14 protein-coding genes are annotated in these 22,960 nt (G+C 72.0%); 6 read left to right on the top strand and 8 right to left on the bottom strand.

From position 1 onward, the window contains the following. The first annotated feature begins 701 nt into the window (after positions 1–701). Entirely contained in the window at positions 702–953 is a 252-nt protein-coding gene (locus tag AHOG_RS15440) for a hypothetical protein (RefSeq protein ID WP_157736841.1), read from the top strand. A gap of 675 nt (positions 954–1,628) precedes the next feature. On the opposite strand, the gene AHOG_RS15450 is transcribed toward AHOG_RS15440, so the two are convergent. Continuing rightward, a complete protein-coding gene (locus AHOG_RS15450; protein ID WP_093941988.1) occupies positions 1,629–2,522 on the bottom strand; it encodes an arginase family protein in 894 nt (297 codons plus the stop codon). A gap of 97 nt (positions 2,523–2,619) precedes the next feature. Next, positions 2,620–3,357 (bottom strand): hypothetical protein, encoded by a 738-nt coding sequence (locus tag AHOG_RS15455; protein WP_093941989.1) that lies wholly within the window; start codon positions 3,355–3,357, stop codon positions 2,620–2,622. 61 nt (positions 3,358–3,418) lie between these two features. Between AHOG_RS15455 and AHOG_RS15460 the strand changes: the two genes are divergently transcribed. Then, a complete protein-coding gene (locus AHOG_RS15460) occupies positions 3,419–3,997 on the top strand; it encodes a sigma-70 family RNA polymerase sigma factor (RefSeq protein WP_093941990.1) in 579 nt (192 codons plus the stop codon). A 122-nt stretch (positions 3,998–4,119) separates the two neighbouring features. Here AHOG_RS15460 and AHOG_RS15465 read toward each other — a convergent pair whose 3' ends face one another. The 3 genes from AHOG_RS15465 to AHOG_RS15475 are packed head-to-tail and all read right to left on the bottom strand — an operon-like array spanning position 4,120 to position 7,089. Next, positions 4,120–4,947: an ABC transporter ATP-binding protein gene (locus tag AHOG_RS15465; RefSeq protein WP_093941991.1), complete on the bottom strand. Its 828-nt coding sequence runs from the start codon at positions 4,945–4,947 to the stop codon at positions 4,120–4,122. After that, complete coding sequence (locus AHOG_RS15470) at positions 4,944–6,038, bottom strand: FecCD family ABC transporter permease (RefSeq protein ID WP_245856252.1); 1,095 nt, start codon at positions 6,036–6,038, stop codon at positions 4,944–4,946. The genes AHOG_RS15465 and AHOG_RS15470 overlap by 4 nt, the downstream gene beginning before the upstream one ends. Positions 6,039–6,048: 10 nt before the next feature. Then, positions 6,049–7,089 carry an ABC transporter substrate-binding protein gene (locus tag AHOG_RS15475; protein ID WP_211290408.1) on the bottom strand — a complete coding sequence of 347 codons (1,041 nt, stop codon included), beginning with the start codon at positions 7,087–7,089 and terminating at the stop codon, positions 6,049–6,051. A 339-nt stretch (positions 7,090–7,428) separates the two neighbouring features. On the opposite strand from AHOG_RS15475, the gene AHOG_RS15485 reads away from it, so the two are divergent. The 3 genes from AHOG_RS15485 (at position 7,429) to AHOG_RS15500 (ending at position 13,318) form a co-directional block, all read left to right on the top strand. After that, the gene (locus tag AHOG_RS15485) at positions 7,429–9,432 is read left to right on the top strand and encodes a bifunctional copper resistance protein CopD/cytochrome c oxidase assembly protein (protein ID WP_093941993.1); all 2,004 of its coding nucleotides are present in this window, start codon (positions 7,429–7,431) and stop codon (positions 9,430–9,432) included. Positions 9,433–10,143: 711 nt separating this feature from the next. Further along, positions 10,144–12,444: a heavy metal translocating P-type ATPase gene (locus tag AHOG_RS15495; protein WP_093941995.1), complete on the top strand. Its 2,301-nt coding sequence runs from the start codon at positions 10,144–10,146 to the stop codon at positions 12,442–12,444. A gap of 622 nt (positions 12,445–13,066) precedes the next feature. Further along, complete coding sequence (locus AHOG_RS15500; protein WP_093941996.1) at positions 13,067–13,318, top strand: hypothetical protein; 252 nt, start codon at positions 13,067–13,069, stop codon at positions 13,316–13,318. A gap of 245 nt (positions 13,319–13,563) precedes the next feature. Here AHOG_RS15500 and AHOG_RS15505 read toward each other — a convergent pair whose 3' ends face one another. After that, on the bottom strand, positions 13,564–15,444 hold the full coding sequence (locus AHOG_RS15505; RefSeq protein ID WP_093941997.1) for a rhamnogalacturonan lyase family protein: 1,881 nt from the start codon (positions 15,442–15,444) through the stop codon (positions 13,564–13,566). A 2,309-nt stretch (positions 15,445–17,753) separates the two neighbouring features. Between AHOG_RS15505 and AHOG_RS15520 the strand changes: the two genes are divergently transcribed. Next, entirely contained in the window at positions 17,754–18,953 is a 1,200-nt protein-coding gene (locus tag AHOG_RS15520; protein ID WP_093942000.1) for a cytochrome P450, read from the top strand. Between the two features lie 42 nt (positions 18,954–18,995). On the opposite strand, the gene AHOG_RS15525 is transcribed toward AHOG_RS15520, so the two are convergent. Continuing rightward, positions 18,996–20,258 (bottom strand): activator-dependent family glycosyltransferase, encoded by a 1,263-nt coding sequence (locus AHOG_RS15525; protein WP_093942001.1) that lies wholly within the window; start codon positions 20,256–20,258, stop codon positions 18,996–18,998. A gap of 171 nt (positions 20,259–20,429) precedes the next feature. Beyond that, positions 20,430–22,670: an ATP-binding domain-containing protein gene (locus tag AHOG_RS15530; RefSeq protein ID WP_093942002.1), complete on the bottom strand. Its 2,241-nt coding sequence runs from the start codon at positions 22,668–22,670 to the stop codon at positions 20,430–20,432. Positions 22,671–22,960 lie beyond the last annotated feature (290 nt).

Consider the following 22,960-nt stretch of genomic DNA (forward strand, 5'->3'; position numbering starts at 1 on the left):
GCGAGATTCATCGCCCGCGACCTGTCCGCCGAGACGAGTTCATCACGGGCACGACGGCAGGTCGGACAGCCCGCACGCACCTGTTTCGCACTGCCACTCACCGCGACGGAGGTGGCATCCGTCTAGGCGCGGAGGACCGCGATTCCGCAGTCGGGCTTCGCGTGTGTACACCCGAATCGCATCGGTTCGGTGATCGCACGCCGAGGGCCGTCAGGCATCGCTCCGTACCTCAGGCGTTCCTCGCGGCTCCTTCTCGAGAACACCGAACGACCACACCCTGACCTCCGCTTCATTTTTTCGGCAAGACATTCGCGGTGACAGGGATGCCGACCGGTTGTCTCCCGTGCGTCCGCCGCCGTAAGCGACCCCGCCCCCCGATCACCGCCTTGTCAGGTTCGGAGTCGCCACTTCGTCTCTCGGATGCCGTCGACGGCCCGTTTCGCACCGCCTCCCCCACCAGCGTCCGACCTTCCGCTCATCTCGATGCGACGCCCGCACCGACGTCGACGATCTGACCGTGAATCACCGCACCGGACATCTCGTCGACGGCGAGGCCTCGTGCTCGCGGGAACCGTTCGAACCGACACCGGCGAAGGATCGGCTCCGTTCTCCTTTCCAGGATCCGAGAACGACGGACCCTCCCGGAACCCGCCTATTTCACTGAATCACTTTCGGGTGACTATTGATCGCACAGAAGTTGGATGATGACGACCAGGAAGGCCACCGATCTTGACGCTCTCGATGAGCCGCCTAGACAATCGATGGGCCCGTCGGCGACCGCCGACGCCGCGGATCTCGATCGGAGCACGATGAGTCGATTCCTCTGGGTCTTCGCCCTGACCGCCGCAGTGCTGCCGGGCGCCGTCGCCCCTCGCGCCGCCGGCCCCTGTGATCACCTCAAGCCGAATACCTACGCGTATGTCGAGTGTATGAACGAGCATCGGTTCGGCTGAGCCACGGCACGATCACGCCGGGCGGGGTGGCCGACGCCGCGGAGGGACGACCACGGGGCATTCCGGCCCGGCGCGACGGGCTGGCGCAACGATCCCGCCCGGTTCGTCCGGGGCACCCTCGCCGACCCTGAGTTCGATCCGGCGTTGCAGCTGATCGCCGTCGATCGGGTCACCGGCGACCACCTCGGTCTGGCCCGGGTGTGGACCCGGCGACCGAGGCCCCGACACGGGCTGATCGGCACCGCCGCCGAACACCGCGGGCGCGGCGTGGCACGAGAACTCCTCGCCGGGTGTTCGCGGTGCCGCACGGCCGAGCGTTCCCGGAGGCGACCGGCGAGGCCGACGAACTGCACACGGCGCCGTACGCCCTGCCTCCCTCGGGGCGCGTCGCGAGGAAGGCGGCATCGAACTCCGCAGACGGCAGGCCACCTCCTGACCTCCCCGGCCCGCACGGTGTCCACCGGGTGCCGCAGGCGCGCGGCAAGTGGTGGCCGCCCGTCCGACAGGCCCGCCCTCAGCGGCTCCGACGTCGTTCCCGACGAGAACCCGACCGCGCGCCGTGCTGCGGCAGCCCGGCCGCCGGGTCCGCTGTGACCTGCCGTCCGTCCGCTCAGCCGCGGGCCGCGGCCGCGCCCGGCCGCCGCTCCGACCGGCGACGGGCCTCGCTCGACGCCCCTACCGCCGTCCCTCGAAGGCCGCGACGAGCGCGTCGGTGAGCTCGGCGCCGTAGCGGCCGTCCGGATCGAGATCCGGGTCGTAGATCGTCACGTTGAGGCCGACACAGCGTTCGTCGGCGAGCATCGGACGCAGCAGGTCGAGAAGCTCGTCGTACTGAAGACCGCCGGGGTCGGGTGCGTCGACGGCGGGGAGCACGTCGATGTCGAGGACGTCCACGTCGAGGTGCACCCAGAAGCCGTCGAGGCCGTCGAAGTGTCGCAGGGTCTGTGCGGCCACCTCGGCGGGGCCGTCGGCCTGGATTCGCGGCGCCGTCCGACAGGCGATGCCCGCCTCGGCCAGATTCGCGACGTCCTCGTCCTCGGCCCGGTTGCCGAGCACGACGACGTCACCGTCCTGAAGGTACGGGCCCAGGCCGTCGATGTCGGTGACGTCGGCCCGGCCGCGGCCGGTGGCCAGGGCGAGCGTCTCCCCCGCGGCCGCGCCGGACCGGCCCGCCTGCGCCAGGCGGAGGAAGTCCGCGCTGCCGTCGAAGTACGCGAGTCCGTAGCGGCCTCGGCGGCGCAGGCCCAGCAGCGGAGCCAGGAGGATGCTGCAGTCGCCGCCGAGGAGGACCGGGAACTCGCCCCGATCCAGGTGGCGCGCGACCCGGTCGGCCAGGCGCGCGGTGTACTCGGCGATCGCCGCGCCGTTGAAGAGCCCGTCACCCGGTGACCAGTCCGAGACGTCGTACCTCGGCGCTACCACGTGACCCGCGTCCCGTGCGCCGATCCTGTGCGGCAGGCCCTGATCTCGCAGCGCCCCGGCCAGTTTGTAGCAGCCGGGCAGGACACCGGGGGCGGGCATCCGCAGACCGAGGTTGGAGGGCGCGTCCAGCACGACGATCGGGCTCATCGCCACACTCTATGTTCACGACGCGGGACCGCCCCACGCCGCTCTGACCGCGAGGCGGGTACCCGCCGTCTTCGGCCGGAGCCGTCTCGCGGAGGTCTCAGGCGGCGCGGTCGACCTTGGCGTTCGCCCGCGCTCGCGAGGGCCCGTCCGCACCGCGCAGCAGGCGGACGGCGGCGGGCAGCGCGCCGGGCCGGTCGTCGTCGTCCGAATCCCCGACGCGGGACGGCCCGGGGAGCCCCTTCTCCCGCTCGCCTCGGGACACGAAGATCAACAGAATCACTCCGACGAACACCAGCCCGTGGGAGAGCACCCGCTCCGGCGTCGCCAGGCCGGCGATCAGGTCGGCGATCGAGACCACCCCCAGCACCAGCGCGAAACCGCCGAGCATCGGCAGCTGTCCCGCCGCGGCGTGGGTCCGCACGGCGGCCCAGAGCAGTCCGACACCCAGTGCGAGGTTCCACGCCGCGCTCTCGTTGATCAGGTGCCCCGCCATGAGTCCCGGCTCGTGGGCGGCGTGCACGTGCTCGCCGAAGCCGAACAGCTGAGCCGCGCCGAGCACGATCTGCGCGATCGCGACGAGGCCCAACAGGATTCGCCGCATCGGCGGGCGCTGCGGCGCGGCGCGGTACGGCAGCGTCATGATGCGGGCCGTGAGGTCGGGGACCTCCGGCGCGGCCCGGACGTGCATCGAACGGCGCAGCTCGGTGACGGAGCGCTCCCAGGCCTGGCAGGCGGTGCAACTGCCGAGGTGCCCGGTGATCTCCGACTCCGGCAGAACGGCGGTCTCGCCGTCGATACGCGCCGACACGGCCTCCCGGTACTTCGCACAGTTCATGCCCTGATTGTCGCCGCATCACGTGCTGGGTCACACCCGCACCTCGACTACTGTGAGGCCCGTGACTCGCAAGGGCGATCGACTGGGCGACGAGCAGATCACCGCACTCGCGCTCGCCGCCGGTCGCGGGGATCGGTCGGCGCTGGAGGCATGGGTCCGTGCGACGCAGGCCGACGTCTGGCGGTTTCTCGCCCATCTCGACGGTCCCGGCGGCGCCGACGACCTGACACAGGAGACCTACCTCCGGGCGTTCACCGCGCTGCCCGGCTTCGCGGGCCGCTCCTCCTCTCGCACCTGGCTGTTCTCCATCGCCCGCCGCGTCGTGGTCGACCGAATTCGGTCGCGGGCGGCTCGCCCTCGGGTGTCCGCCGAGGTCGACTGGCAGCAGGCCGCCGAGGCCGACGCCGCGCGCAGGCATCGACGGTCGGCCGGCTTCGAGGACATCGTGGAGCTCAACATGCTGCTCGACTCGCTCGACGAGTCACGGCGTTCGGCGATCGTGCTCACCCAGGTCCTCGGTCTGTCCTATGCGGAGGCCGCGAAGGTCTGCGACTGCGAGGTCGGGACCATCCGCTCGCGGGTGGCCCGGGCGAGGGACGACCTGCTCGCGGCCCGCGACCAGGCCCACGAGACCGGCTGACGACGCCGTGTCCCGCCGGCGAATCGGCGGTTCCTGCCGCCCGCTCGCCGTCCCCGCGCTCGGCACGACGGGCGCCCCGCCCGGCACGACGGCGCCGCCGCTCCGCCTTCCCCCGGCCGGGCCTACGGGGGCGGCAGGCGGATTCGTGGCGCTCGCACCGCCCGGCTCACGACGTCGGACGCCGCGAGCGGGTCGGCGGCGTAGTGAATGCGCACCACCCCGTCGGCATGCCGCCGTGCCTCGGCGTTGACCCCGAAGACGGTGCGCAGCACCTCGGGGGTGAGCACCTCCAGGACGGGGCCGGTCGTCACGATCCGGCCGCCGTCGAGGACCACCAGCTCGTCGCAGGCCCGCGCCGCCATCTCCAGTTCGTGCAGCACCGCCAGGGTGGTGATCCCCGTCGCACGCACCAGCTCCAGCAACTCGAACCGGGCGCGGACGTCCAGGTGGTTGGTGGGCTCGTCGAGGATGAGCAGCCGGGGCTCCTGTGCCAGCGCCCTGGCGACGAGGACGCGCTGGCGCTCGCCGCCGGACAGCGTCCCGAACGCCCGATCGGCGAAGTCGACCGTCGCCGTCCTGGCCATGGCGTCCCGGACGACGTCGTGGTCCCGTGAACCGGGGCGCTCCAGCAGGCCGTGATGCGCTGTCCGCCCGAGCGCGACGACCTCGGCGGCGGTCAGCCCCGCCGAGGAGGCGTCGCTCTGGAGCACGGCAGCGGTACGGCGGGCCGCCTGGCGGGGGCCCAGCCGCCAGACCTCGTCGTCGCCGACGCGGACGACGCCCGCCTCGGGCCGCAGCGACCGATAGACCGACCGCAACACGGTCGTCTTGCCGCTGCCGTTCGGGCCGACGAGCCCGACGAAGGCACCCGGGGACACCTCGAAGGAGACGTCCTCGACGATCCGTCTTCCCGCGATGGCGAGGTCCACCTCGGACAGCTGCAGTCTCATGCGGCTTCCAATCCTCGGCCACGCCGAATCAGCCAGACGAAGAACGGCGCGCCGAAGACGGCCGTGACGATGCCCAACGGCAGTTCGTTGGGCGGGTCGACGGAGCGGGCCAGCAGGTCGACCAGTACCAGGTAGGACGCGCCGATCAGCGCCGACAGCGGGAGCAGTCGTCGGTGGTCGACGCCGAAGGCCAGCCGCACCAGATGCGGGATCATCAGCCCCACGAAGCCGATGCCGCCCGCCACCGAGATCAACGACGCGGTGAGCAGTGAGGCGGTGACCAGCAGGCCCACCCGAAGCCGCCACACGTCCACGCCCAGGGCGGTGGCCGACTCCTCGCCGGTGACCAGTGCGTTGAGCCGCCTGCCGTAGAGGACGAGCAGCCCGGTGCTCGCCAGGACGACGACGGCGGTGAGCGGCAGCTGCTCCCACTGGGCGCCCGCGACGCTGCCCAGCATCCAGAACATCACCCGTCGCAGCTCGTTCGGATTCGCCTGCAACTGGATGAAGCTGGTGACGGCGGCCAGCAGGTAGCCCACCGCGACGCCCGCGAGGACCAGCCGAGTCGGCACCAGCCTGCCGCCGTGCCTGCCGAGGGCGAAGACCAGGACCACGGCGAGCAGCGCGCCGAGGAACGCCGCGCCCGCGACCCCGAGGCCGGCGAGTCCCGCGAACACGCCGGAGGTGGCGGTCATGACGAGGACGGCGCCGACCGAGGCACCGGAGGAGATCCCGAGGATGTAGGGATCGGCCAGGGGGTTGGCGACCACGGCCTGCAGGACGACGCCCGCGACCGACAGACCCGCCCCGCAGAGCGCGGCGAGCAGGACCCTGGGCACCCGGTACGTCCACAGGATCTGGTCGTCGACGACGTCGGCGGGCGGGCGCCCCGCCACCCGGTCGACGATCACCTGCCAGGCATCGGACAGCGCGATGTCGACGGAGCCGATCCCGATCGCCACCAGCATCGCCACGGCGAGCAGGACCGACAGGGCTGCCGCCAGCGGCGGCAGGGGAACCCGACCGAACGGTGCCGTGCCCCGCCGTTCGGCTCGCCGCCGGGCAGAGGTCCTCGGACGGGGCTGCGTCACCCGCACCACGTCAGAACCTCTCCGGGTGTGCCATGCGGGCGACGGCCTCGACGGCCTCCGCGTTGCTCGGGCCGAGGTAGATCGAGTCCGACAGCACGACGAAGTCCCCGTCGCGGGCGGCGGGCCACTGCGGGTACTCGTCGAAGAGCCGGTGGGCCTCCGACTCGGGGTCCGGGTGCCGGTAGCTCACGATGACGACGCCGTCGACGGCGGCCCGCGCGGCCTGTTCGCGGCTCACGTCGGCGAACATGCCCTCGGAGGCGTCGCCGAAGGCGTTCGCCGCACCCGCGCGTGCCAGGACGTCGTTCCAGATGCCGGTGGCGCCGACGTCGCCGAGGCCGCCGGAACCCATGCTCATGCCGACGAACAGGACGAGGATGTTCTTCGGCTCCACCCCCGCCACCGCGGCCTCGACCGCCTCGATCGCCGCGCGCGACCGGGCGACGACCTCCTCGGCGCGATCTTCGACGCCGAAGATCCGGCCGAGGTCGGTGATCAGCTCATAGCTGTCCTCGATGACGGGCTCGCCCTCCACCGTGCCCGCCGCGCCACAGCTGCGGGCCGGGACGTAGCTGTTCGCCCCGAGCCGCCGCAGGTCCTCTCGGGTGGCGTGGCCGAGGTCGGCGGAGAAGCCGCCGTCGTAGGTGGCGAGCACGAAGTCCGGCCGCAGCTCGAGCATCGCCTCGCGCGGGATGTCGCCCGCCTCGGTGAGCGCGAGGCCTCCGGTGGGCAGCGCGTCGATCTCCTGCTGCCTGCCCTCGACCTCCGAGGTTCCGTAGTTCTGGGCGTTGGCCACGATCCGATCGCCCAGTCCCAGCGCGAGCATCGACGAGACCTCGGCGACCGAGCCGCCGTTCATCACCACGGTGCGCTCGGGCGGCGCGGGAAAGCTGTACTCGGTGCCGCAGTTCTCGATGACCACCGGATAGCCTGCCGGGCCGTCCCGCAACGCCGCGTCGGCGGGCCGGGCATCCGGTGCCGGGCTCGCGCATCCCGCCGAGAACATCAGGATCGCCGCCGCCACGGTGGCCGAACCTCGCCGAGTCACCACAGTCGTCTCCTCACTCCGTCGTCGCCACGCCCCGCGACAGCGGCCGAGGGGCGTCGTTGACACGGTCGGGCCGACGGGACCGGAAGTTCCCGGGCCGCCGTGGGCGCTCCGGCGGCACATCGCGGCCGGGACGACGACCGACGCCGCCGGGTTCCCGGCGCACACCGAGACCCGAGGCGTGACGATCGTCTCGCCTGCCCGCCCCGTCCACGGCGGCCGCCACCCGTCTCGGCACGCCGACCTGGCCCGATGTCGTGGCGGAGTCGCCAGGACGCCGCGAGGGGACCGCGCGGCCGCCGAAGGCCCGGGAACCTTCCGGGCCGCGGAGCCGACCCCTGGATGGTGCGCAGACGTGACAAGCCAGATCTCAGAACCCGCGGGCTGATCCGGGTAGGCCTGCTGCTGTCGGCCGCGATCGCCGTGGCGGTCGTGACGCTGACCGTGCTGCTCGCCGGGGACGTGCACGCGCCACTGGGCGACCAGGATCCCGGCCTGGTCACGTCGCTGGGCGCGACGCTCCTGCGGCTGTCCGCCCGGCTCGCGAGCGCCGTCTGCCTCGGCGCTCTGGTGTTCGCCGCCTTCTGCACCCCGGCGGCGCCGACCGGCGGCGTGACCGCCGACGGGTACGCGGCGCTGCGGACGGCCGCGCGGGCGGCGGTCTGCTGGGCGGTGTCGGCGGCGCTGCTCGTCCCGTTCAGCGCCGCCGACCTCGCGGGGCGCCCGGTGACGATGCTGGCGGATCCGGAGATCCTGTGGGGCCTCGTCGACGCGCTCGAGGAGCCGACGGCGTGGCTCGTCGTGCTGGTCTGCGCCGTCGTCGTCGCCGTGGGGACGCGGTGGACGCTGTCGTGGCGTCCGGTCGTGGGGCTCACGGCGATCGCGGCGTTCGGCGTGCTCGTCCCGGTGGTCGTCGGTCATGCCGCCGTCGGCGCCTGGCATGACGTGGCGACGAACGCGATGCTGTGGCACGCGCTCGCGGCGGCGGTGTGGCTGGGCACGCTGGTCGCGCTGCTGCTACACGTGCGGCGCGGCGGCACGGACCAGGAGCCGGCGATCCGGCGCTATCACCGCCTCTCGCTGGGCTGTCTCGTCGTCCTCGGCGGCTCGGGAGTGATCAGCGGGCTGATCGGCGCTCGACCCGAGGGGCTGCTCACCACCGGTTACGGGCTGCTGGTCGTCGGCAAGGCGCTGATCCTGATCGGGCTCGTGGCGATCACGGTGGTGCTGCGCCGGAGGTGGCGGGGGCGGCTGTCGTCCGACGATCGACGTCCGGTGGCGCCGCTGCTCCTGGTCGAGGTGCTCGTGCTGGGGCTGGCCGCCGGGGTGTCGGTCGCGTCGAGCCGCCTCGTGCTGCCCGCGTTCCTCCTCGATCCCGCCTCGATCATGGAGACGCTGATCGGCTACGAGCTGCTCTCGGCTCCCGACCTGGCGGGCATGGTCCTGGGCTGGCGACTCAACCTGGTGGTCGGCGTCGGCGCGCTCGCGGGCTCGGTGCTCTACCTGCTCGGGGTGCGCAGGCTGCACCGCCGAGGAGATCGGTGGCCGCTGGGGCGCACGGCGGCCTGGATCGGCGGCTGCCTGGTCGTCCTGGTCGCGACGTCGTCCGGGCTCGGCCGCTTCGCGCCGGGCGCCTTCAGCGTCCACATGGCGACGCACATGACCCTGAACATGCTGGCCCCGGTGCTGCTGGTGCTCGGCGGCCCGATCACGCTGGCGCTGCGGGCGCTGCCCACCGCGGGCGAAGGCAGGCCGCCGGGACCGAGGGAATGGCTGGTGGCGCTGTCGCATTCCCGGGCCGCCCGGCTGCTGCTGCATCCCGTGACGGCGTCGGTGGTGTTCATCGGCTCGCTCTTCGGGCTGTACTTCACCGGCCTGTTCGACGCGGCGATGCCGGAGCACTGGGCGCACCAGCTGATGACCGTCCACTTCCTGGTGTCCGGTTACGTCTTCTACTGGCTGGTCATCGGGGTGGACCGGCCGCCTCGGCCGCTGCCGCACCTGGCCAGGCTGGGCATGCTGTTCGCCGCCATGCCCTTTCACGCCTTCTTCGGCGTGCTGCTGATGAGCAGGCCGACGTTGATCGGCGAGATGTACTACCGAAGGCTGGACGTGCCGTGGGTGCCCGATCTACTCGCCGATCAGCGGCTGGGCGGCGGGATCGCCTGGGTCGCGGGCGAGGTGCCGATGGTGATCGTGCTCATCGCGCTGCTGATCCAGTGGTCTCGTCAGGACGATCGGGACTCGCGGCGGCACGATCGTCGCGACGGCGCGGAACGCGGCGCCGACGGCGAACTGGACTCCTACAACGCGATGCTGGCGGCACTGGCCGATCGCCGGGACTGAGGCCGCGGCCAGACTGCCCGAGCATGGTGCACGGGCTGGCGGAGGTGCTGTCGGATCAGGCGACCGACCTGCCGGACGCCAAGACGGCCCGGTCGCGCCGAGCACGATGCCGTGGAGTCGATCGTCAGGCCTGGTGGGCGCCGGCACGGCATGGACGGTCGGCGCCCCACGCTCCGGGTCCCGGTCCCGTCGTGCGCCGGTCCTGGACGCCGGTCCGACGGCGGGTCGATCCGCTGTCCCCGACGGCCCGCACGGACCGTTGCCCGGCGGCGCCGGACCGCCCGTCGTGGCAGGAGAACCCGGCGGCGGATCTCGGCGGCCCCGGGCGAGCCGAGGGGCGTGGCTCGTGACCGACGGCGAATGCGTGTCGGCGCGCCCGAGCGGAGCGAGAGCGACGATGCCGGGTCTCGGACCGGCACGGGCCTCGACGCGTTCCACGGTGCGGCGACCGCCGTCGTCGCCCTGTGCCGAGGGAGGACGTCTGTCGTCTCGGTTCTCCTCTCCGGAATCTCCGCCGTCGCAGGCGGCCGTCACCGTCACCGTGCAGGTAGTCGGACGGCACGACCCGTCGGTTCCCGAGATCTTCGACGATGGCGACGTGGCCGGGCGGAGCAGGCACCGCCCGGTGACAGGCGTACGCTGTCGAGCGCGTTCGCGGTCCGGTCCTGTCGCCGTCACCACCGACAGCAGCCACCGGAATGACGGAGAGCCATGTCCTCCCATCCCCAGTCCGCCCGCACCCGACCATCGGACACCGCCGAGGAGCGTGTCGAACTAGTCCTCGGCGGGATGACCTGTGCCGCCTGCGCGGCGCGTGTGGAGCGGGCCTTGAACAAGGTCGACGGCGCCCGCGCCTCGGTGAACCTCGCGACCGAGCGCGCGGTGGTGCATCACACGCCCGCGGTGACGCCCGCGGATCTGGTCGCCGTGGTCGAACGCGCCGGCTATCAGGCCGCGGTCCGCCGGGCGCCGGGGGCCGCCGAGCAGCGTGCGTCGCGGTCTCGGCAGATTCGCGAGCTGCGGCGACGGCTGGCGGTCGCCGCGCTGCTCGCGGTGCCGCTCGGGAACATCGCCATCACGCTGGCACTGGTACCCGAGCTGCGGTTCCCCTACTGGGAGCTGCTGTGCCTCCTGCTGGCCACTCCCGTCGTCTTCTGGTCCGCGGCGCCGTTCCACCGCGCGGCGCTGCGGGCGCTGCGGCACGGCTCGTCGACGATGGACACGCTGGTGTCGCTCGGCGTCCTGGCCTCCTACGGCTGGTCGGTCTTCTCCCTGCTGCTGGGCGGCTCCGGGGAGCCGGGCTACTGGCTGGGCTTCGGCACGACCGCCGCCGGGGCCGACGCGGTGTACCTGGAGGTCGCGGCGGGCGTCACGACCTTCCTGCTGGCGGGCCGCTACTTCGAGCTGCGGTCCCGGCATCAGGCCGTCGATCTGCTGACGGCGTTGGACGGGCTCGCCGCCAAGGAGGTCCGGGTGCTGCGGGCGGGAGTGGAGACGGTCGTCCCCATCGGCAGCCTCGCGGTCGGCGACCTGTTCGTCGTCCGGCCCGGCGAGAAGCTCGCCGCGGACGGACGGGTCGAACGCGGCATGTCCACCGTGGACACCAGCGCGATCACCGGCGAGTCGGTGCCCGCCGAGGTGGGTCCCGAGGCGACGGTGGTCGGCGGGACGATCAACCTGAGCGGCCGGCTCGTGGTCACGGCCACCGCCGTCGGAGCGCGCACTCAGCTGGCGCAGATGAGTGCCCTCGCCGAACGCGCTCAGGCGGGCAAGGCGCGTGTCCAACGGCTGGCCGATCGGATCTGCGCGGTGTTCGTCCCGGTGGTGCTCGTGATCACGGCGGTGACCTTCGCGAGCTGGCTGCTCACCGGCCACGCCGCGACGGAGGGGTTCCGAGCCGCCGTCGCGGTGCTGATCATCGCCTGCCCCTGCGCGCTGGGGCTGGCCACCCCGACCGCGTTGATGGTGGGGGTCGGCCGAGGGGCTCAGCTCGGCATCCTCATCAAGGGCCCGGAGGCGTTGGAGACCAGCCGGGGCATCGACACCGTCGTGCTGGACAAGACGGGGACGGTGACCACCGGACGGATGACGCTCACCGAGGTCGTCGCCGTCGGCACGCACCCCGCCGCAGAGGTCCTGCGGTTCGCCGGGGCGGTCGAGAAGGCCTCGGAGCATCCCATCGCGGCGGCCGTGACGGCACGGGCCGAGGCCGAACTCGACGACCTGCCCGAGGTGGAGCGGTTCACGGCGCTGCCCGGACTCGGGGCACGCGGCGAGGTCGACGGCCGCGCGGTCCTGGTCGGTCGGGCCTCGCTGCTCGTGGACGAGGGCGTCTCGATCGACGCCGCGGTGTCCGAGCGGCTGGTCACGGCCCGGCGGACCGGCGCGACGGTCGTCGTGGTGGCCGTCGACGGGAGCGTCGCAGGCCTGCTGGTGGTACGCGACGAGATCAGGTCCGGGGCCCGGGAGGCCGTCGCCGAACTGCACCAGATCGGGCTGCGGACCCTGCTGCTGAGCGGCGACGACGAGGTCACGGTGCGCGCGGTCGCCGAGGAGCTGGGTATCGGCGAGGTGTCGGCGGGCGTGCTGCCCGCCGAGAAGGCGGCGGCCGTGGCCGAGCTGCGGCGCGCGGGCCGCCGGGTGGCCATGGTGGGCGACGGCGTCAACGACGCACCGGCCCTGGCCACGGCGGATCTGGGCCTGGCGATGGCCCGCGGCACCGACATCGCGCTGCGCTCGGCCGACGTCATCCTGGTGCGCGACGATCTCCGGGTCGTCGCCGACGCGATCCTGCTCTCCCATCAGACGTTGCGCACCATTCACGGCAATCTCGGCTGGGCGTTCGTCTACAACCTGGCGGGCATCCCCTTGGCCGCCTTCGGCCTGCTCAACCCGCTGATCGCAGGCGCGGCCATGTCGCTGTCCTCGCTGCTGGTCGTGAGCCACAGTCTGCGGCTGCGGCGATTCGCGAGCGTCGACGTCGGATCCGGTGACGCCGAGGGCGGGCGGTAGCGCACGACGCGCGGCGCGGCGGGCGGCGGGCCATCGCAGGGGCCGCGGCCGCCGCTCTCGCCCCGCCGCCCTGCCGCCGTTCGGCCGACCGTGTCCGCCCGGCCGGTCCCGGCCCGCCGCCCCCACGCCGTAGGGGTGCATGGACGGCCTGGCGTCGCGGGTCCGCGCGGCTGTGCTCGGAGACCGTGAGAATCGATGGCGGCCGCCGCGACCGGTCGGGCCGGCCGTCACCTCGCAGTCGAAGAACGGCGAGTCGCCGATGACATCGAAGTCCTGCTCTCGGCCCCGCGGTGCCTCATCAGCGCGGGGCCGGGCTCCCGGCGGCGAGGCGGGCCTGCTCGTCGGCCTGCGGCGGAGGAGACGTGCGACCAGGCGGGCGACGCCGCGGGATTACGGTCAGGACTGCCCGTTGCCGCTCCGCCGCTGCCGTATGCGACGATCGCGATGATCGAGTACTCGGCCGCCGTCGGGTCGGGGTCCCCTCCCGACTCCGCCCGTCGCCGAGCCGCACCCGGAAGCGACCATGCACCCGCTCACCAGGTGTGGAGCGGCGCCAGGCCTGCTCACCATCGTTCGAGTCGCACCATCGACGGCAGCGACTCCGGGCCCGAAGGGACACCCCATGTACGACCTCGAAGCGGTCGTGGCTGCCGTGAGCCAGGCCTACGGCGAAGACCTCGGCGACGCCGTCGCGAACTGCGAAGCCGCGGATCGCCTGGTCGACTTCGTCTCCGCCGCGGCCGAGGAGCACGATCTCGACCTCGGCGAGGTCGTCGCGACGGCCGAGCTCGACGAGGACGAGGCGACCTGGGCGGCGTCGGCCGACCGGCCCGCGGCGGTGTTGATCAATCGGATCCGCGACGGACTCGCCTGATCCCGGCCGCGTCGAGCGGCCCGAGGCCGGGTCCGCCCCGCGGGCCGGCTTCCCGCGGGACGGCGGGCGGGCCGATGAGGCGGCCGGGCGTCGACGTCGAGGCCCGGCAGGCGGGTCGCCTTCCCGCCGGCTTGACGCCGACCGGCCGATGCCTCCCCCGCCGACCCGACACCGGCCCGGGCCGCGTGTTCCGCGAGTGCGGCCAGCGCACCGGCTCACCCGGTCCGCGCACCGCCCCTCGGCCGTCACCCGCCGACGTAGGCGATCGCGGGCCTCGGGGGCTCGCTCATCCCGTGGCCGAGGAAGTAGTCGACGTGATGGGACTGCAGGTAGCCGTGCAGCGTCATGGCGTTGCGGTAGGCCGGGTTGTGGGCCAGGGTGTAGAGCCGCGTGTCGGTGGGCTGGTCGGTCGTGAAGACGATCAGCTCGTCCCGCGCGGCGTTGGTGTAGACGACCTCCTCCCGCCAGTCCCCCAGGATGTCGCCGACGAGCGCGGGATTCACCCCGTGGGCGTTGACCGCCCCGTAGTCGGTGTTCCGGAACAGCCGAGGCAGGCTGTTGCTCGGCGTCGGATTCTCCGGGTCCCACTTCTCGAACTTGCCGTCGTTGAGCAGTTCCATGGTGAGGTCGCCGTCCCACCACAGCCCCAGCTGCGGCCATGGCGCCAGCCCGGTGTCGGGTTCGGTGAGCGAGTCGGTCGGGGCGTTGTAGACACCGGAGAAGGACCAGGCCTCCATGCCGGGGAAACGCGGGTCGATGTCGCCGACCATCCCGCGTCCGACGTCGCTGACGCCCTCGCCGAAGTGCTGCCAGATCATCTCGCCGTTCGCGGCGTCGTAGTAGTACTCGCGCAGGCCGCTCGGGTTGTCCTGCTGTACCCCGTAGCCCTCCAGGCCCGGTCGCGCCGGGTCCAGGTCGGCGATGTGGAAGCGGTCGCCGTGGACGATGCCCGCGTCGGCGAGGGAGTAGCGCAGGGTGCCGTCGCCGTTGAGGACGAACCCGATCTCGACGATCTCGTCCCGGCCGTCCCCGTCGACGTCGATGATGCGGGTGTTGTGGCCGTCCGGCGCGTCCTGATCGCCGCGCAGCCATCGCCACTGGCGGACGAGGTCGTCGCCGTCGAGGCGCCAGGCCGCGATGACGAGGTTGAAGCCTCCGTCGCCGATGCGGTTCTTCAGGTAGCCCACCACGCTCGGGGTGACGCCGTCGAGGTGTCCGACGCCGAGCCGTGCGTACATCGGGCCGTCGGCCAGGTAGTCGTCCGGTACCGGGGCCGCGGCGCGCAGGGCACCGGTCTCGCCGTCCAGCACGGCGATCGACTGGCGCACGTCGTCCTGTTCTCGATGCGTCGTCCCGTCGCCGAAGACGACTCCGTCGGCGACCCGCACGGCCACCTCCGCCCGGCCGTCGCCGTCGAGGTCCGCGACGGTCACGCCGTCGTTGTGGCCGACGTTGATCGTGGCCGACCCGCCCTCGATGTTGTCCTGGTCCATGCTGTTCGGCCCCATGTTCACCTCCCAGAGGAACTCGCCCTCGTCGGTGTAGGCCTCCAACGTCTGGGGCGCGGTCTGCCGGTCGATGACGTAGTCGAAGTCGCCGTCGCCGTCGAGATCCCCGACCCAGGCGAACTTGACGGCGCCGCCCGGCCGCAGCGGGATGCGGACCACCGGCTCCTCGGGATGGTCCGCGGACAGGGCGAACGGCTCGCTCGGCACGCCCTCGACTCCGTCGAGGACGGTCGTCACCCGGTAGGCGTTCTGTCGACTCAGGTCGGCGGCGGTGTCGAGGAAGTTCGTCCCGTCGGTCAGGACGTCGTCGTTGAGCCGCACCCAGTCGCCGCCGTCGGCGGATCGGTACAGGTGGAAGCCGAGGCCTGCCGGGTCGAGCCCGAGCAGCCGCCAGGACACGAACACGTTGTCGTCGGCTGCCCGCACCGCCACCACGCCGCGTCCGAGGTTCTCCATGGGGCGTACGAGCTGCTGCGGCCCGCCGGGCGTCGCCTCGGTCGGCGTGGGGGCCGCGATGCCCGTCGTGGTGAGGCCGAGAAGCAGGGTGGCGCCGACGGCCGCAACGGTCGTCAGGGTGCGCGGCCGTCGTCCCGCCGGCCGTCGGTGTCTGCGGTACATGCGGAACTCCTCGTCGTCGTCGCTTCGTCGTTCGTTCCGGCGGGCTGGGTGCGCGGCGGCGCGCGGCGCGGTCCGCTCCGGCCGACGCCCAACGGATCGCGCTTTGCTTCGCCGCGTCACGGGCGGCGTCGGAGACGGCGATTCGACCGGCCGCCTCGTCGCCGCCGGGCAGGGTCGTGATCGAGCGTCAGGTTCGTCGGGTTCCTCGTCAATCCCCCACCTGCGCAGGCGTGGCCGCCGCCGTGCCGCCCACCGGTGATCGGCCCGGCGGGCGCCGATCGGCACCGCGCGACGAGGACGCGCGCCGAGTCGCCGGGCGGGCTCGACCGCATGCACGGCGCCGACGCACCTGATCAGCGGCGCCGATCGACGGACCCGACGACGACGTCACCGGGACTCGGGTTCTCACGACGAGGCCGCGGCGGGCGCACCCCGCACCGGGCGTGGTCCCCCGGACCGGTTCGCCCGATCGGACCCGCCGAACGGCGCCGATCGCAGCACGCGCGCGACCGGACGTCCGGGAACGCCGCGGCCGATTCCGGCCGCGCGCCGGCGAGACCACGGCCGCCGCGCCGGCACGGGAGGGCACCGGCGGCGCCGAGGCACGGATCGAGTGCCTCTCCGACGTGGACGACGATTCCCTCGGGTGCGACGCACCGGCGGAGAACGTCCCGCCCGTCGAAGAAGCGGACCTCGGGGAATGGTCGGTCGACGGCGCGCACCACCGGCCATCGCGGCGAGTCAGTCCGAGTCGGTGTATTCCAGGAAAGCAGCGCGCTCCTCGATTCCACGATCGCACCTGGCGACGTCGGCGCGATCACGAGGTTCCCCGTCATGCGTGCGGAACGAGTTCTCACGGAGTGATTCCGCTGTATTCGAGAGGAAGTTCCCTGGTTCCGATCCACACCGAGAGGAACGCCGACCAGTCCGCCGAATACCATGGCACGACGACACGGACATCACCGTCGCGCCTACGGCGAGAACTGGCGACGAGTGTGCGCCCGAGCGGAACACCTCCTGGTCGGCGCCGGCCCGGGCAACCACTACTTCGGCGTGCCTCTGCCGACGCGACTCCTGGCCTGGGCGCACCGCCGCCGCACCGAAGCCTCCACGCCGACGCGCTCGTCGGTCTCCACGGGCGCCGCGTACTCCCGAGAGGAGATCGAGACGGCCCTGGCCGGGCTGACGACGCGGACATCACGGTTTCTCCGGCCTGCCGGCGCTGCGGACGGCGGATCGGAACAACATCGTCAACGAGGTTCCCGGCAGACCGCGGGTGTTTCGACCGACGTCCGTCGTTCGGTGCGCCGAAATCCGCCGGATCGACGGCGCGAGCCCCGCCACGACGATCGACCGTCATGCTCTTTCCGCCGCCAGCATAAGACACCGCGCAGCCACGCCGAGGGGAAGCACACCACTTCGATACCGCCTGCTGCCGTCGTCCACACCAGCACGATCCCCGATCACGAACCCGCGGCGGTCTTCTCCACGGAGGCGGGCGCCGTGCGCGGCCCTGTCATCGCCCGTCGCCGCCGTCGCCACGTGCGGTGCGCCACGCCCTGCCGCCGCTGTCGAAGACCGCCACGTGCGGCGCCGCGGAGACCGTCGCCCGGAATCGTCCACACCGGTCAGGCCCGTGCGCCGTCGCAACGAGTCCGGCCCTCTCGGACCGCCCCATCCACGAACGCGGAATCCGACCCCTGTCTCTCCTGGGCGGCGCCCCTATTCCCCTGTGCAATGCTGGATCACCTCGATGGTGTCCCCGTAGCATCCATTCGGACGAACGGCTGTGGCGTGTCCCAACGACGTGCCCGAACGACGGTCGGCGATGGAGGAGATCATCCAGCCGAGAACGACGCCGATCGAGAACAGGCGCCCGGACACGTCATTCCCGCATCGGCGATTCCGAGGTGTGAACACGTCGACCGCCGACACACGACGACGCTATCGACATCGGCGGACGGGTCCGCGCTCCCGACCGTCCGGGGACGTCACGGCATCGCACGCACCAAGCCCCGTCTCGGGCACCCGCCCGGTCGGGATCGACCCATTCCGACCGACGAGCCCGCGACGGCGGCACGACGTCCGCCGGCATCGGCCGCGATCGACGCGGGCAGGCCCGCTCAGTCCCCGCCCGCGCATCGACGTCCCCGCCTGCCTGCTCTCCATTGCCGTCCGAGGCGGCGCTCGTCCACTGCCGCCTCGGCGGGCCCTCCCCCGAGAGCGGCCCTCCCCTGAGACTCCGGGGAAGACCACCCACCCCGAATCCGAGCGACCCGACGATCGGCAGCCGAGAAGGAGAACATCGTATGAGACAAGGCCGTCCCGAGGTGACCTCGCTGCCCACGCTGCGCGAACGGCCGTTGGATCCCCCCGACGAGCTCGCCCGCCTGCGTGACCGGGAGCCCATCGCTCGGATGGCCTACCCGGACGGACATCTGGGCTGGCTGGTGACCAGCCACGCGGCCGCGCGGGCGGTACTCGCCGACCGGCGCTTCAGCTCCCGACAGGACCTGATGCGTGCCTCGCTCCCGCACCTCGTCGCTCAGGAGCCGCGGACACCGGCCGACCCCGGCAACTTCATCCGGCTGGACCCGCCCGATCACACCCGCTACCGGCAGCTGCTCGCCGGTCAGTTCACGATGCGACGCATGCGGGACCTGCGCCCGAGGGTGGAGCACATCGTCGAGGGGCTGCTCGACGAGATGGAGCGCGGTCCCGCCGAGGTCGACCTCGTGCGCTGCTTCGCGCTGCCGGTCGCCTCGATGGTGATCTGCGAACTGCTCGGCGCGCCGTACTCCGAACTCGACGAGTTCCAGCACCACACGGCGGTGCTCCTGACCCTCAGCTCCACGATCGAGCAGATCGAGGAGTCGGCGATCAGCGTGGACGAGTTCGTACGGCGGCTCGTGCGGCGCAAGCGGCAGCAGCCGACCGAGGACCTGCTCGGCAGGCTGACGACCGAGCACGACCTCACCGACGACGAGCTGGCCAACATCGCCTTCCTGCTGCTCGCCGCCGGACACGAGACCACCGCGAACATGCTGTCGCTGGGCACCTACACCCTGCTGTGTCATCCCGAGCAGCTCGAGCGGCTGCGTGCCGAGCCCGCGCTGATCGACGACGCCGTGGAGGAGCTGCTGCGCTACCTCACGATCTTCCACATCGGACCGTCGCGCACCGCCTTGGCCGACGTCGAGCTGGACGGCCACCTGATCAAGGCGGGCGACACCGTCACGCTGTCGCTCAGCGCCGCCGACCGCGACCCGGACCGCTTCGTCGACCCCGATCGGTTCGACGTCACCCGCGCCGCGGGCGGACATCTGGCCTTCGGCCACGGCGTGCACCAGTGTCTCGGTCAGCAGCTCGCCCGCATGCAGATGCGGGTCGGCTACGCGGCGCTCTTCCGGCGATTCCCGACACTGCGGCTGGCCGTCGATCCCGCCGAGGTGCCGATGCGCGCCGACATGACGATCTACGGCCTGCGCGGCCTCCCGGTCTCCTGGTAGCTCCTCGGGCCCGATCGGGCGGGCGGGCCCGAGGCCACCGCCTCAGGCCCGGTGCTTCGTCGTCAGGCCCTCCAGCACCGGCACCAGCTCGCCCGGTGTCGGGTCCACGAGGCTCTCCTGCCGCAGTCGGTCGGCGCTCTCGCGGAAGGAGGGCTCGGCCAGCATCCGCGCCAGGCCTGCCCGCACCTCGGCACCGGTGAGATCCTCGGAGTGGATGTACAGACCCGCGCCGAGATCGGCGAGCTGCCGTGCCTTGAGCACCGTGTCGAACATGTTCGGGATGATCAGCTGCGGCACGCCCGCGGCCAGCGCGGTCGAATAGGTTCCCGCCCCGCCGTGGTGGACGACCGCGGCACACGTGGGCAGCAGCGCATGGAGCGGAACGAACTCCACGGCGCGCACGTTCGGGTGGCGTAAGGACTCCGCCAGCGTCGCCTGCTGCCGCTCGGTAAGGGTCACGATCACCTCGGCGTCGAGATCCGCGACCGCGTCGAGAATCGCACCGATGTCATTCTGTCCCGGGCCGGGAACGTGTTCGTATTCACGCTGACTGATGCCCACCGTGACGCAGATCCGCGGTCGCGTCGGCTGTTCCCGCAGCCAATTCGGAATGGGAGAACGACCGTTATAGGGGACGTATCGCATCGGCACCGAGGGCGTCGTGACGTCGAGCCGCAGGGCGGCGGGCATCGGGTCGATCGTCCACTGGCCGTTCACCACCTCTTCGTGGAAGTCGGCGCCGTGGCGCTGCAGGACGCCGGTCAGCCAGTCCGCCTGAAGGTCCGTCCGCTCCTCGACGGGACGCGCGTCCCTCGACCGGACGAAGTGCTCGCGGGTCCGTGTCCACACGTCCTGCCCCCACAGCAGCCGCGCGTGCGCGGCGCCGGTCACCCGTGCGGCCACCGCCCCCGCGAAGGTGATCGGCTCCCAGATGACCAGGTCAGGCTGCCAGCCGACGGCGAAGTCGACGAGGTCGTCCACCATCGAGTCGTTGAAGGGGATGACTCCGGCCTTGAGGAACGACCGGTATCCGGCCGTCAGCTCGTCCCAGTCCAGAGTCTCGGGTTCCAAGCCGAAGATCTCCACCGGCTTGGCGATGTCGTCGGCGGCGTTCGCGACGATCTCGGCCGTGCTGAAGTCGGTGCCCACCGGTACGGCGGGCAACCCCGCCTCGCTGATCGCGTCGGTCAGCATCGGCTGGCTGGCGACGACGACCTCATGGCCCGCCGCCCGAAACGCCCAGGCCAACGGAACCATCGGATACAGGTGAGTTCGTGCCGAGAACGTCGTGAACAGGACACGCATGAATCCTCCCCAGAGCGGAAATCAATTGATGTCACAGACCGGCTGTTCCCTGGTCTCGATCGAGGGTAACGGAGTTCTCGGAGAAATCGAGACCTCGTCGTCGAGACAAACCGAGGGGAACCGGTGGGAGAGACGAGACTCCCCGTCCCGCCCACCGGTCATCGGGTCGGCTCAACGCGTCTCCGCGACCGCGCTCTCCAGCCCGTCGAGCACGGCGGGCAGGGGTTCGGAGTGGACCACCACGAGCCGCTGGGTGGCGCGGGTGAGCGCCACGTACAGCTCCGCCGCGCCGTGCAGCGGATCGGCCAGTATCCGATGCGGCTCGACGACCACGACCAGATCGAACTCCAGTCCCTTGGACGCCTGCGGGGTGAGGACCGGCGCGTCGACGCCGAACTCCGCGAGGTCGAGGGTCATCCCCTCCGGCACGATCACCACCGCCGCGCCCTCCTCGGGAGACGTGCGGACCGCCTCGGCCACGGTCTCGGCCACGGCGGCCGCGTTCGTCTCGCGAGCCTGCGGCCGGATGCCGTTGCTGCGGATCGACTCCGGCATGGCCAGGGTCGCGTCCAGCTCGGCCAGGACCCGGCTCGCCACCTCCATGATCTCCGAGGGCGTCCGGTAGTTGATCGTCAACTCGCGGTACATCCACCGTTGCGGCACGTACTGGTCGAGCATCGCGCCCCAGGTGCGAGCGCCCGCCGCGGACTGGCGCTGAGAGAGATCGCCGACGATCGTCATCGACTTCGTCGGACAGCGGCGCATCAGGATCCGCCAGTCCATCTCGGACAGCTCCTGCGCCTCGTCGACCACGACGTGTCCGTAGGTCCATTCGCGGTCGGCGGACGCACGCGTGGCGATGTCCCGCCCGTCCCGTTCCTCGTTGCGATCCGCGAGCGTCTCGGCGTCCACGACGTCGGAGGCCCGCAGCGTCTCGTCGTCCATCTCGTCGTCGGTCTCCAGGACCTGGAGCACGCCCTTGGTGTACTTGACGTGCTCCTCACGCTCCCGCGCCGCCCGCTTCTCCGCGGAGTGGTCGACGCCGAGGAACTCCACGGCCTCGTCGAGCAGCGGCGCGTCGGAGACGGTCCAGGCGTCGCCGACCTCGCGGTACAGGCTCTCCCGGTCGGCCTCGGACAGGTTCGGAGCCGCCGCGGCGAGGCGCGCGCGATCGCTGAACAGGTCGGCGAGCAGCCGCTGCGGTGTCAGGAACGGCCACAGCCGGTTGACCGCGCGCACCACGTCGTCGCTGCCCTTGAGCGCGGCGGTGGTGTCGGCGGCGAGCTCCGCACGCAGCACGGTGTCGCGCTTGTCCAGCCAGCCCTTGCCGATCTGGTTCACCGCCCGCGTCACCAGGCCCTCGACGAGGTGCTGGTGGAAGACCTCGCGCGCGTCGTTGTGCAGCAGACCCGCGTCGCGGGTGTACTGCCGGGCGCGCTCGGCCAGCTTGGCGTCGACCTTGAGGTCGTCGACATGGTCGAGCTCGATCGGGATCGGCTCGTCCGGAAGCTCCTGCCGATCGGCGACGGCGGCCTTCACCACGTCGACCATGGCCAGCGAACCCTTGACCCGTTTGGCGTCGGGGCCGTCCTCCCTGGTGGCCACGACGCCCGGCATCAGCATTCCCGTCGTGGCGAACACGACGCTGGTCTCGCCGAGAGACGGCAGGACGTTGCCGACGTAGTCGAGGAAGCCCTCGTTCGGTCCGACCACGAGCACGCCTCGTCGGGCCAGTCGGTCCCGGTGGTTGTAGAGGAGGTGGGCCACCCGGTGCAGGGCGACGGCCGTCTTCCCGGTGCCCGGGCCGCCCTGGATCACCACGACGCCGCCGTGGCCGAGCCGGATGATCTCGTCCTGCTCGGCCTGGATGGTCGCGACGATGTCCCGCATCCGTCCTTCGCGCGGGGCATTGAGCGCGGCGAGGAGCGCGCTGTCGGCGTCCCCGCCGCCCTCGGCCGCGTTCAGGTCGAGCACATCGTCGTGGAAGTCGACGACCTCGTGCCCGCGTGATCGGAAGTGGCGGCGCCGCACCAAGCCCTCCGGCTTCGCGACCGTCGCACAGTAGAACGGTCTGCTCGCCGGCGCCCGCCAGTCGATGACCAGCGGCTCGTAGTCGTTCTCCTCGTCGAACAGCCCGATCCGACCGATGTAGGTGGTCTCGCCGTCGGTCTCGTCGATCCGGCCGAAGCACAGCCCGGAGTCCGCGACCTTCAGCGCGTGGATCCGGGTGGTGAGGTGGTCGACCGAGGCCTGCTGCTGCCAGCGCGCCTGCGGGCTGGTCGCGGTGCGCTCGCGCAGGTTCCGTTCGAGCTCCTGCTCTGCCTTCCGCCTCTCCTCGTCAAGCTTCTCGTAGAGGGACGCGACGTACTCGCGTTCGGCCGCCAGCTCGGCCTCGAACTCGAAGGTTGACAACTTGCCTCACATCCATTAAAATCACTATGGGCGTCAAATGTCTCCATGGAGAACTATACCGTAGTGGATCTCTGCGTTCTCGCAGCTTGATCATCGACGGATCGACTCCTGGCCGACGCCGCCCTGCCCCTGCTCTTGGTCCCGTCCGGTCGAGGTTCCCCGCCGTCTCCCGGACCCGGCCCCGAGCCGCCCCGCTCGCGCCGCCGTTCCCACGGTCCCACCGTCGGCGGTGAGCCGCCCCGATCGATCGACGGTCGCCTCCGCCGCCCGCGCCACACCGACGTGTCTCC

The sequence above is a fragment of the Actinoalloteichus hoggarensis genome (genome assembly GCF_002234535.1).
Taxonomy (GTDB): Bacteria; Actinomycetota; Actinomycetes; order Mycobacteriales; family Pseudonocardiaceae; genus Actinoalloteichus_A; species Actinoalloteichus_A hoggarensis.

Bases quoted from the DNA above. Each gene is read 5' to 3' on its own strand.
- AHOG_RS15525 (WP_093942001.1), bottom strand. From the start codon at position 20,258: ATGCGTGTCCTGTTCACGACGTTCTCGGCACGAACTCACCTGTATCCG.
- AHOG_RS15520 (WP_093942000.1), top strand. From the start codon at position 17,754: ATGAGACAAGGCCGTCCCGAGGTGACCTCGCTGCCCACGCTGCGCGAA.
- AHOG_RS15500 (WP_093941996.1), top strand. From the start codon at position 13,067: ATGTACGACCTCGAAGCGGTCGTGGCTGCCGTGAGCCAGGCCTACGGC.
- AHOG_RS15450 (WP_093941988.1), bottom strand. From the start codon at position 2,522: ATGAGCCCGATCGTCGTGCTGGACGCGCCCTCCAACCTCGGTCTGCGG.
- AHOG_RS15455 (WP_093941989.1), bottom strand. From the start codon at position 3,357: ATGAACTGTGCGAAGTACCGGGAGGCCGTGTCGGCGCGTATCGACGGC.
- AHOG_RS15505 (WP_093941997.1), bottom strand. From the start codon at position 15,444: ATGTACCGCAGACACCGACGGCCGGCGGGACGACGGCCGCGCACCCTG.
- AHOG_RS15440 (WP_157736841.1), top strand. From the start codon at position 702: ATGATGACGACCAGGAAGGCCACCGATCTTGACGCTCTCGATGAGCCG.
- AHOG_RS15485 (WP_093941993.1), top strand. From the start codon at position 7,429: ATGGTGCGCAGACGTGACAAGCCAGATCTCAGAACCCGCGGGCTGATC.
- AHOG_RS15495 (WP_093941995.1), top strand. From the start codon at position 10,144: ATGTCCTCCCATCCCCAGTCCGCCCGCACCCGACCATCGGACACCGCC.
- AHOG_RS15465 (WP_093941991.1), bottom strand. From the start codon at position 4,947: ATGAGACTGCAGCTGTCCGAGGTGGACCTCGCCATCGCGGGAAGACGG.